This window comes from Plesiomonas sp. ISS29 (genome assembly GCF_056522795.1).
On record NZ_JAWRZQ010000001.1, the window covers coordinates 2,959,575 to 2,971,464 of the forward strand.

Here is an 11,890-nt window from a genome sequence, read left to right on the forward strand (position 1 = left end):
TATCATCATGTTGTTATACGGTATGCCGATAACCTTGTTGTCATCTTCTGTTTCTGTCGTCTGGCTGTACACTATTTTTTGTTCAATGCTCGCAGCACAGGCCACCTCTATTTTAAGCGCAGCGAAAGACCTATGCACACCACTTTACCGGATGAGTTTACCCAGATCTTGCAGCAACTGATCCCGCTTGGAATGAATGCCGAGCTCGATTCGCTGCTGAAAAAGTTGTTGCCACAAAGCAGTGCCAATGATCGTTTACAGATCAGAATGGCACATCGCCAGTTGCACAGCCCCTGTCATCAACCGATTGATTTACGCAATCGGGTTGATGGGCGCTGCTATGAGCATCAGGTCAACGGTATAACTCACTGGCTCGATGATGTTGCGCTAAACATCTTCCAGCAACAGATTGCGCTCTTTCGCAATGTCTACACACAAGGCGTACATGACGCGGTGATGCAGGCCGATAACAACTACCGCATCATGCATCAGCAAGAATCGCTCGAAAAAGCTGAGCAGAAGGCCAGTAACAACCCAACACCGGCAGCGAAAAAAGAGATACCCCCCGATGTCACGGTAGCCCGTTTTGGCTACCAGTTTATGCGCAATGAAGCGCGCCTGCACTATCACTGCCAAGTGGTAGTCACCTGCCGTGAAACGCAGCAAATTGCACACGGCATTACTATTGATATCTCACTGGCGGGCCTGTGCATTCGGGTACCGCATGCACTGACCTTTAAACTCGGTCAGGAGTTTATCATTCAGTTTGGCTCGCTGAGTGAAAAGCTCGATCAGCCAACACTTGAGCGCGGGTTAAATTACCTGCTAGTGGGTATCGAGCGTCAGGAGCAGCGTCAGTTATTGCGCCTGCACATCAGTCGGCCTGATCCCGCACTGAACCGTCTGATGGGCGCACTGGCGCGTAGCGGCAGCAAGAAAGTGCGCCTGAATGTTGATGGTCTGCTGACGCAGTTACACCTACGTGGGCTGGAACAATCTTACCTGAACGCCACCGCAACACTGCCGCTGCTGATCAGCCAGCAGGGCACGCTGTATGCGCTGCACTCGCAAAATAACCGCGAGAGCTACCAGTATTGGCATGATGAAAACTATCAACCGGTACTTGGGCAGTTTTTTACGCCTGAGCGCCTGCAACGCATCTGTCCGCCGGGAGTCTCTTGCGTCAAAGCTCTGCTGTACAGTTTTATCCACCGGCAAGGCGGGCGCACCTATTTTTATTGTGCGATGAACACCGAACTGACACACGCCGACCAACGTGAGCTATTCTGGCATGTTGGCGCACGCCGCCCCAGCTTTCGAGTGCAGCGGCTTATCATCCGCCAACTGAGCGCCGATGACTTTAGCCCGCACCCTGAACAGCAAGCGCTGATTGCAGAGCATCAGCTTAACGATTTACGCTATCTGGTATTGCTACAAGATCTGAGCAGCCATCAGATACAGGCTGATTATAAGCAAACCCCGCAGCCCAACTTACCGCTCAATCAGCTGAATGTATTTTGCTTGCCTCGCGCCCACAGCCCAACTTTTGAAGTGAACATGTCGCAAGAGCAGCGCCGGCGAGCCCCGCGCTACCGTTACCAAACGGAGGTGCATGTTACCAGCCCTGATCAGCGTACGATTATTGGCTATACCGTTGATTTTTCAGCCGTTGGCCTGCGTATAGTGCTTGGGCAGCCGCTGAGTATAAAACGAAATCAGGTGCTGTTGCTGCACTTTCCGGCATGGCAGGTTCTTGATAAACAGATCCCCCTGCATACCCTGCCGTATCGGGTGCTATACATCAATGCCGAGCAAGATCAGCTCGTACTCACCGCCATTGAGCCGCATGCCGAACACACCGGCGTGCAGTTTATCCAGCGGCTGATCTCTGCTAATTTGCATATTTTACAGGAGGATGCAGAGCAACAGACCCTGCCGGAGATCATCGATATTTTCCGCCAGATCACCGTTCCGCATCTGGCCAGCATACCAATTTTTGTGGTGCAAGACGGGCACAACTACCGGCCTACGGCTGTCGGTATGACACCGGCAACCTACAATTTAAACCGCCGACTCGGACAGGGGCAAGCCAATACCCTACTGCTGACACTGCTCGAAGAGTACTGGTCACAATTAGTCACCCGCCCGCTTAACGAGCCATTCCGCCCGTATCCTGCCGAGCACAAAATTTATCTGTCACTGCACCAAGAGAAGTGGCAATACCAACTACAGGATAAAAAGCTCGATACGGAGTTTGAGGATAAAAGTGCTCTGATGGCATTTATCCGGCAGGCGATGCAACAGGGGGAATTTATTGCACTGCGTTTTCAGCTGACCCGCTATAAGCGCAACACATTGCACCCCAACTTACTGCGCGATTTCGAGCAGCTTATCAGGGCCAATCTCAGCCAGGCAAAAATGCTCGAACAAGAGTTATTAGCCCTAGCAGCCATGATAGAGCTAACCGACTGCACCGAAGAGGTGCTGCTGCGGCTCGAATCCGAGCAGCGCCGGATGGCAGTCGAAACATTAATCGAAACGCTATAAGTTGCGCCCGATGCTGGCCGATAAAATGCACAACACCCCCAGCAAATCGGCATGGCGGATCACAACCTGAGCCTGTGCCTGTACGGTCGGCTTGGCATGAAATGCAATGCCCAATCCGGCCGCATGCAGCATCTTCAGATCATTTGCGCCATCACCAATACCGACCGTATTGGTTAGGGGGATCTGATACTGCTCGGCCAGTTGGCGCAGCACCACCGCTTTACGTTCAGCATCAACAATGTTGCCCTCAACTTCACCGGTCAATTGATTATCACAGATACCCAGCACGTTAGCTTCAACATGGCACAACCCCAGCTGACACTGTAAATGCTCGGCAAAATAGGTAAAACCCCCCGAGGCAATCGCCACCTGCCAACCGAATGTTTGCAACTGCTGTACCAGTGCGGTCAGCCCCGGCATTAATGGCAAATTATCCAACACCTGCTCCAGAATATGGCTATTAGCTCCCTGCAATGTCGCCACCCGCTGACGCAGGCTCTGGGCAAAATCAAGCTCGCCGCGCATTGCGCGCTCGGTAACTTCAGCCACTTGCGGGCCGGTACCGGCAAGTGTGGCTATCTCATCAATGCACTCAATTTGGATAGCGGTGGAATCCATATCCATCACCAATAAGCCAGGAGTGCGCAGTGATGGCAACGCATTCAGTGCGGCAGTATCCCACCCGAGTTTATCGGCAATGTCTGCCGCAGACACTGAACATTGGCCAGCAAACTGCACCACTTGATAATCAGCCACATGCCATGTCCCTTGCACCACTAACGGTGCATTCAGCAGCCCCTGATAACGCACCAAAGCCGCTTTATCTAAATTTTTACCATACAGCAGCCATCCGCCCTCTCCCAAGGTATAATCAAGCGGAATGGCCTCATGACCTTGCAGTAATAAAGGCAAACATGACCACTCAGAGAGACGTGAAGGTAATCGGGTAAAATCATTATCCTTAAGATTCATTCTAACGCTTCCTGCTCACGGTTAATTGCTGATGTAAATTAGCCTATTGAAAGGCATGCTGGCAACTGACAAACCGACAGAAGATAGACAGACAAAAAACAAAAGGGATAACACCAAGCGTCAGAAAACATCATCCGGTCAACACACATTATCGCTGTCAGAGCATAAAAACTGATCTCCCCCTGATTCAGGGGCTACTTTTAGTGCCGTGCGCGCGCTGCAACTGAGTTAATGGTAATGCCCATAATAAAGCTGATTAAATACCACCTGCGCACCTTGCTCATCGCGGCGGTGTGTCTGTCTATTTTTGTTTCCTTGCTGCAAGCGGCCAGTGTGTTTGGTTTAAACGCACAAGCTGCGCGCTCTGATCAGGTCGATCAGCTTGCACGCACGCTAACACGACAGGTGGCTGTCGGGCTGTTTCCGTTACTGAAAATGGATGATGGCTCTGATCAGATAGCACAACAGCTCGATAAGCTGACACAGGAAGCTCGGATCTTAGATGCCAGTGTGTACCGGATGGATGGTTCACTGATCGCACACTCGGGTGATAATGCCAGTGTCAGAGACCGGCTGGGGCTTGATGGTTCACAGCGGCGCGCCATGTTAAACCGCCAGATGGTAGAGATTATTGCGGAAAACAATACCCCACTCGGTTTTCTACGCCTGACACTTGATACACATGTGCAATCCACAGACGATCAGCTGATCGACAATACCACCGGCATGATCCGCTTAATGCTGCTCAGTGCACTGGTAATCGGTATTGCTTTTACGCATGCTTTGCTTACAAACCGAACCTTGCTCAATCGTAATCCTGTTATCGGGAATCAAGCACCACTACGCCCACAGGGTTCAGAATCAGGCATAACAGCACGATTTTCGGATGGAAATGGTACAGAAGTGGCAGAGTTCTCCGAGAGTACGATACATTCCACGCGAAAACAGCGCCGCCGTCGCCGGATGCCCAACCGAAAAACATACTACCGTCGTTAACCGGTACAAAAAGAAAAAGCGATGAATACTCATCGCTTTTTGTCTTTTGGCGTGATTGTTTCGTCTCTATCTGCGGCAGTGCTCTGACGGCGCTGTCGAAAACAGCCGACAGCTTAATCGCCTGATCACTAACACAAAAAGAGCAACAATTACTCTTTATCGCCCAGCAGCACGGATTCAAGGGCAATTTCAATCATGTCGTTAAACGTCAGTTGACGCTCTTCGGCTGATGTCTGCTCATGAGTACGGATATGATCAGAAACCGTACAAATAGTCAGTGCTTTAGCACCAAACTCAGCGGCAACACCGTAAATACCGGCCGCTTCCATCTCAACACCCAGTACACCGTATTTTTCCATCACATCAAACATGCTTGGATCTGGTGTATAGAACAGGTCTGCCGAAAAGATATTACCAACACGCACTTTAGTACCGCGCGCTTTTGCTGCATCAACAGCGTTACGCACCATATCAAAATCAGCGATTGCAGAGAAATCGTGATCTTTAAAACGCAGACGGTTCACTTTGGAATCAGTGCAAGCACCCATACCGATGATCACTTCACGCAATTTCACATCAGTGCTCACCGCACCACATGAACCCACACGGATAATTTTCTTCACGCCATATTCGGTAATCAGCTCTTTAGCATAAATAGAGCAGGATGGAATACCCATACCATGGCCCATTACCGAAACTTTGCGGCCTTTATACGTGCCGGTAAAACCCAGCATGCTGCGCACGTTAGTGACTTCAACTGCATCTTGCAAAAAGGTTTCTGCAATGTATTTTGCACGCAGCGGATCGCCCGGCATCAGAACAACATCAGCAAATGCACCGTTTTCAGCATTAATATGCGGAGTAGCCATGGTTATCGATTCCTTTATCGGTTATTTCTGTTGATCACTGAGCTCGGATCAACAGGATCAGTAAACATCAAAGATCGTACACGAACACAGAATAATCAGCTAATTATTGCCCGTTATCTGGCTCAATTAACTTATCCTGATAGAACATAGGCATACCAAAATCCATTGCCGATGTTCCAAAATAAGCGGCCAGCGTCTGCCCGATATCGGCGAAGGTTTTCCGGCGGCCTAATGAACCAGCGGTAATTTTCGGGCCATACACCAGCACCGGAATGTGCTCACGCGTATGATCAGAGCCCGGCCATGTTGGATCACAACCGTGATCAGCAGTCAGGATCAAAATATCATCCTCACCCACCAGCGAAAGCATTTCCGGTAAACGGCGGTCAAACAACTCCAGTGCAGCAGCATAACCGGCAACATCACGGCGATGGCCGTATGAAGAGTCAAAATCAACAAAGTTGGTGAACACAATGGTGTTATCACCGGCCAGTTTCATCTCTTCGAGCGTGGCATCAAACAGCGCATCAATACCGGTGGCTTTCACTTTTTTGGTGATGCCTACGTGCGCGTAAATATCGGCAATCTTACCCACCGACACCACTTGCCCGTGCTTCTCTTCAACCAGTTTTTGCAGCACTGTAGTTGCCGGTGGCTCAACGGCCAAATCTTTTCGGTTGCCGGTACGCTGAAACTCACCCGGTTTGTTGCCAAGGAATGGGCGTGCAATCACACGGCCAATATTGTAGCCTTCAAGCTCTTCACGCACGATTTTGCAAAGGGTGTAAAGGTTTTCTAAACCGTAGGTCTCTTCATGGCAGGCAATCTGGAACACTGAGTCAGCAGAGGTATAGAAAATCGGCTTGCCGGTTTTCATGTGCTCTTCGCCTAGCTCATCAAGAATTTGTGTTCCGGAAGCGTGGCAATTTCCCAGATAACCGGGCAATTTAGCGCGGGTAACAATTTTCTCTAATAATTCGGCAGGAAAGCTGTTGTCATGCTCAGAGAAATATCCCCAATCAAACAACACAGGAACACCGGCAATTTCCCAGTGGCCTGATGGCGTATCTTTACCTGATGACAGCTCGGCCGCATGGCCATAAGCCCCGATAATCTCAGCGTGCTCATCAAGCCCGACAGGAAATGTACCAGTTGACTCTTGTGCCGCTTTTCCCAGCCCTAAACGGCTAAGGTTAGGCAGAGTCAGCGGCCCTTTACGGCCATGATCAGCCTGACCGTTGGCGCACTCCTGTGCGATATGGCCCAGTGTATCTGCACCCACATCACCAAATTTCACAGCATCTTCTGCTGCACCGATACCGAATGAGTCCAGCACCATTATAAAGGCACGTTTCATATATTCTGGCCTCTGTTTAGATAAGAGAGTCTACGCGAACGCGGCGATACACGGTCGGCGTGGCTGCCGGCGCGTCGCGTTCAATATGGATTGCAGTCTGTACGGCTTGTGCCGCACTCTGCCAGTCTGATTCTGTTCGTGCATGGATCATTGCCAGCGGGCGAGATGAGTCTACTGCATCTCCAAGGCGCAACACGTCGGTCACCCCGACGCTGTAATCAATCAGATCCGCTGCACTGCGGCGGCCTCCACCCATACCCACTACTGCCATACCCAATGCTCGGGTATCCATCGCAGCGATAAAACCGTTATTTAAAGCATAAACCGGTTTGATAATGGAAGCCTGTGGTAAATAAGTATTGTAGCGTTCGATAAAATCAATCGGCCCGCCAAGCTCGGCGATCATCCGGCCAAATACTTCGGCCGCTTTGCCTTTATCCAGCACTGCATTGAGTTTTGACTGTGCCTCGGCATCATCAGCGGCTAAGCCGGAAACCTGCAACATCTCTGAACACAGCGCCATCGTCACCGCATACAAACGCGGGTTACGGTAACGGCCGGTCAAAAACTCAACCGCCTCACGCACCTCCACCGCATTGCCTGCACTCGACGCCAGCACTTGGTTCATGTCAGTCAGCAGCGCAGTCGTTTTACACCCAGCACCGTTGGCCACACCGACAATAGATTGCGCCAGTGCCTCGGAAGCCTCATACGTTGGCATAAACGCACCCGAGCCCACTTTAACATCCATCACTAATGCATCTAAACCGGCCGCCAGTTTTTTTGATAAAATCGAGGCAGTAATCAGCGGAATCGAGTCAACCGTAGCGGTAATATCGCGCGTGGCATAAAAGCGCTTATCGGCCGGCGCAAGATCACCCGTTTGCCCAATAATTGCTACACCAACATCACGGGTAATTCGGCGAAAACGCGCATTATCAGGGTGAATGTCATAGCCGGGAATCGCTTCGAGTTTATCGAGCGTTCCACCGGTATGCCCAAGCCCGCGCCCCGAGATCATCGGCACATACCCACCGCACGCGGCAATCATCGGGCCAAGCATAAGTGAAGTCACATCGCCGACACCGCCGGTCGAGTGTTTATCCACAATCGGGCCGTTAAGGTGCAGATCAGCCCACTGTAACACCATACCGGAATCGCGCATCGCCATGGTGAGCGCCACCCGCTCATCCATGGTCATATCATTAAAATAGATAGCCATGGCCAGAGCGGCTATTTGCCCTTCTGTGATGCTGTTATTGGCAACACCCTGAATAAAAAAACGAATCTCTGCACTGCTCAGCGCAATGCCATCACGCTTTTTGCGGATAATTTCTTGCGGCAGGAACATGGTTCACTCCCAAAGATTGGCGGTAACAGACCGCCTCGCTCGACAACATCACCCCAACGCGTTAACACACTCTTGGCAAGCTGAAAAAACACACAGACAAGAGATCAAACGGGTTACAGCAGTAAACAACGGTGAATCAGTACTGGCTGTTGCTGGTGGCATCGTGGCCCAGCGTGTTGAGCAAGCTAGCCAACAGGCTTGATGCCCCAAAGCGGAAATGGCGTTTATCTGCCCACGTATCACCCAGAATCTCAGCCGCTAAAGCCAGATACTGCGCAGCGTCTTCTGCGGTACGCACACCACCAGCCGGTTTAAAACCAACGCGGTCAGCAACTTGCTTATCACGGATCACTTCCATCATAATGCGGGCAAAATCTAGCGTGGCATTGACAGGCACTTTACCGGTCGAGGTTTTAATAAAATCAGCGCCAGCATCAATAGCAATTTCAGAAGCCTGACGAATCAGTGCCTCCTCTTTTAGTTCACCGGTTTCAATAATCACTTTTAGCAGCACATGTGCGCCACAGGCATCTTTACACGCCTTCACCAGATCAAAACCAACTTGTGCATTACCGGCCATCAGCGCGCGATACGGAAAAACCACATCTACTTCATCAGCACCATATGCCACCGCAGCGCGTGTTTCGGCCACCGCAATGGCAATGTCATCATTACCGTGCGGAAAGTTGGTTACTGTAGCAATACTGATTTCTGGTGTGCCTTGCTCGCGCAAGGTTTTACGGGCGATAGGAATAAAACGCGGATAAATACAGACCGCCGCTGTTTGGCCGGCTGGGCTGTTAGCCTGCTGACACAGCGCAATGACTTTTTCATCGGTATCATTGTCATTTAGCGTGGTCAGATCCATCAAGCTCAGTGCACGTAATGCAGACATTTTGTTCTCAGTCATATAACTCTCCAACTCTACAAATCACTCAACATTTTGGGTATCGAACTTTTTTCGATCACTGCGAGCGTTGGCGAGCGGACTTGGTTCCCTGAAGACTTGTGCGGCATGCTGTATTCAACTTTATAAAGGAAAGCGAAGTACCGCAGCACTGCATCAATTGATATCCCTTTCACCGCACCCACCTGATAATCCTTCAGGTGTTAGGTTCCAGCGGTTTGCACGTACTTACCCACCAATTTCACAACACTGCTAACAGGGTTGCAATGAGAAGAAATTATAACATGAGCCGATTCACAAAATATCGTTCCGTAATCGATTACGTCATGTCATTTTTTTCCAAAAAAAATAACGCCACCGGATAAACGGTGGCGTTATTTTACAAATCAACCCTGTATTGCCTGTATTAAACACGCGATTCAATACAGGCAGTCAGTGCGCTTACAGTGCCAGGAAAAAACCAGCAATCGTTGCACTCATCAGGTTTGACAATGTACCGGCTACAACAGCCAGCAGACCTAAACGTGCGATATCGTGACGACGGCTTGGCGCCATGCTGCCCAATCCACCCAGCAAAATTGCCACGGAAGAGAGGTTAGCAAAACCACACAGGGCAAACGAGATAATCGCTTTGGTCTGTACTGACAGCACTTGCAGACCGGCAGCCGCCACTTCAGCATCCGGCTTCAAGTATGGGGCAAAATTCAGGTAAGCCACAAACTCGTTCACGATCACTTTTTGACCGATGAATGAACCAGCAACCGTTGCTTCAGACCAAGGCACACCGATAACGAAAGCCAGAGGTGAGAACAGGTAACCCAGAATCAGCTCCAGTGACAGTTGTGGATAACCGAACCACCCACCCACTCCGGCAAAAATACCGTTAATCAGCGCAATCAGACCGATAAAGGCCAGCAGCATCGCACCTACGTTCAGCGCCAGTTGCATACCCGATGCCGCACCGGCAGCCGCCGCATCAATCACGTTGGCTGGTTTGTCTTCGCTGTTGGCAGTATCAATTTCGTTAGTATCACGCTCTTGCTCGGTTTCCGGCACAATCAGCTTTGCAAACAGCAGGCCACCTGGAGCTGCCATGAAAGATGCCGCAATCAGATACTCAAGCGGTACACCCATAGAGGCGTAACCAGCCAGCACTGAACCTGCCACTGATGCCAGACCACCACACATCACAGCAAACAGCTCAGATTTGGTCATCGTGCTGATATACGGGCGAACCACCAGCGGAGCTTCTGTCTGGCCAACAAAGATGTTTGCTGTTGCAGAGAGTGATTCAGTACGTGATGTACCCAGCGCTTTTTGCAAACCACCACCGAGGATCTTAATCACCCACTGCATGATGCCTAAGTAGTACAGCACCGCAATCAGTGAAGAGAAGAAAACGATAACTGGCAGAACACGCAGCGCAAAAACAAAACCGCCGCCGCCAAAAACTTCAAACATCTTGTCAGAGGTTAAACCACCGAACAGGAAGTTGATCCCCTCATTACCATAAGCAATCACATTCGCAACGGCTTCAGACATACCCAGCAGAACGGTACGGCCGGCCGGAACATACAGAACAAACGCACCAATACAGACTTGGATAGCAAAAGCGCCACCGACTGTACGTAATTTAATGGCTTTACGGTTGCTGGAAAGCAGAACTGCGATTCCAATCAATACCGCCATACCGACGAGGCTCATAATCAATTGCATGGAAGGAGATCCCTATGGTCTGGACGCTGCAAATAATCGTATCGAAATACTTCAGGTGAATAAAAAGTGTAAACCACCTTGAAAACGGGGCACATTATACATACGGGAGGGTCATCTTTCTTTACTCTCATCACAAAAGTTATGGTCTTCGAGAAACAATTATCATAAACACTAGATCTCGATCACACTTAATCTTGCGCGTTCCAGTGCTGACGCGCGGTTAATCGCTTGCGCTCACTGTGATTTCAAACAATTTTTCGCTGTTTTTATACACAGTTTCTGCTATTTCTTGCGGGCTTTCTGAGCGTAACCCACACAAGGCAGTAAAAATATAGGTTAAGTATTCAGGACGATTAGGTTCACCCTGCCGACCATTCACCGGCATATAAGGTGCATCCGTTTCCAGCACGAGGGCCGATAACGGTAATGCAGCTATTGCTGAACGGGTTTTATTGGCTCGTGGGTAAGTAATCACTCCGCCGACACCAATAGCATAACCGAGCCTTACAAAAGCTTGTGCCTGCTCACGCGAACCGGAAAACGCATGCAACACACCAGCACGCTCAACCGGATTCTGACGCAGCTCACGCAGCAACAAATCATGGGTTTGCCGTGAATGCAAAATGACCGGCAATTCAAACTGCTTTGCCAACTGCAACTGCTGGCGTAAAAGCAGATACTGCGCATCCATATCCTGATTCAGCACCACCGCATCCAAACCAATCTCTCCTAATGCCACCACCTTGCGTGGAATCGGCAACTCTGCCGCCAACAGCGATTGTTGCTGTAATAACTGCTGTAACTGCGCCAATGCCGTATCAAGATTTGATACCCGCGTATGCGGATGAATACCCAGCGCTGCATAAATATGCAAATTTCGCGTCAGTGCCAACACCGCAGAAAAATTGTCAGGTCCGGTACTCGGCACCACTATTTTACTGACACCCGCCGCCTGCGCCGATTGCCATGCCGCCACCGTATCAACCGCAAAAGGCGCGGCATCAAAGTGGCAATGCGTATCAAAAAAACGGGGACTGTATTGATGCGCACTGTGTTGATGCGGACTATGCTGATTAAGCAGGGTAATGTTATTTATCATGATATTGCTCTCCACCATCAACTAACCTGTTGCCTTGCTGCGGGTCTCTATACTGAATAGCGCATACTGACTTAAT

9 protein-coding genes are annotated in these 11,890 nt (G+C 50.2%); 2 read left to right on the forward strand and 7 right to left on the reverse strand.

The window, feature by feature from the left end; translation table 11 throughout:
- Positions 1-132: 132 nt before the first annotated feature.
- Positions 133-2,547: a PilZ domain-containing protein gene (locus tag AC1HDJ_RS13265; RefSeq protein ID WP_479536188.1), complete on the forward strand. Its 2,415-nt coding sequence runs from the start codon at positions 133-135 to the stop codon at positions 2,545-2,547.
- Here AC1HDJ_RS13265 and serB read toward each other — a convergent pair.
- Positions 2,542-3,519 carry a phosphoserine phosphatase gene (serB, locus tag AC1HDJ_RS13270; protein WP_479536189.1) on the reverse strand — a complete coding sequence of 326 codons (978 nt, stop codon included), beginning with the start codon at positions 3,517-3,519 and terminating at the stop codon, positions 2,542-2,544. The two genes, AC1HDJ_RS13265 and serB, sit on opposite strands and share 6 nt — an antisense overlap.
- Before the next feature lie 237 nt (positions 3,520-3,756).
- On the opposite strand from serB, the gene AC1HDJ_RS13275 reads away from it, so the two are divergent.
- Positions 3,757-4,515 (forward strand): AhpA/YtjB family protein, encoded by a 759-nt coding sequence (locus AC1HDJ_RS13275; protein ID WP_479536190.1) that lies wholly within the window; start codon positions 3,757-3,759, stop codon positions 4,513-4,515.
- Between the two features lie 149 nt (positions 4,516-4,664).
- On the opposite strand, the gene deoD is transcribed toward AC1HDJ_RS13275, so the two are convergent.
- The 6 genes from deoD to AC1HDJ_RS13305 form a co-directional block, all read right to left on the reverse strand.
- A complete protein-coding gene (gene deoD, locus AC1HDJ_RS13280) occupies positions 4,665-5,384 on the reverse strand; it encodes a purine-nucleoside phosphorylase (protein WP_479536191.1) in 720 nt (239 codons plus the stop codon).
- A 103-nt stretch (positions 5,385-5,487) separates the two neighbouring features.
- Positions 5,488-6,741 (reverse strand): phosphopentomutase, encoded by a 1,254-nt coding sequence (gene deoB / locus AC1HDJ_RS13285; protein WP_479536192.1) that lies wholly within the window; start codon positions 6,739-6,741, stop codon positions 5,488-5,490.
- Positions 6,742-6,757: 16 nt separating this feature from the next.
- Positions 6,758-8,092 (reverse strand): thymidine phosphorylase, encoded by a 1,335-nt coding sequence (gene deoA, locus AC1HDJ_RS13290; protein WP_479536193.1) that lies wholly within the window; start codon positions 8,090-8,092, stop codon positions 6,758-6,760.
- A 136-nt stretch (positions 8,093-8,228) separates the two neighbouring features.
- The gene (gene deoC / locus AC1HDJ_RS13295; RefSeq protein WP_479536194.1) at positions 8,229-9,002 is read right to left on the reverse strand and encodes a deoxyribose-phosphate aldolase; all 774 of its coding nucleotides are present in this window, start codon (positions 9,000-9,002) and stop codon (positions 8,229-8,231) included.
- A 438-nt stretch (positions 9,003-9,440) separates the two neighbouring features.
- Positions 9,441-10,715: a NupC/NupG family nucleoside CNT transporter gene (locus tag AC1HDJ_RS13300; RefSeq protein WP_479536195.1), complete on the reverse strand. Its 1,275-nt coding sequence runs from the start codon at positions 10,713-10,715 to the stop codon at positions 9,441-9,443.
- A 220-nt stretch (positions 10,716-10,935) separates the two neighbouring features.
- Complete coding sequence (locus AC1HDJ_RS13305) at positions 10,936-11,814, reverse strand: TatD family hydrolase (RefSeq protein WP_479536196.1); 879 nt, start codon at positions 11,812-11,814, stop codon at positions 10,936-10,938.
- Positions 11,815-11,890: the final 76 nt, after the last annotated feature.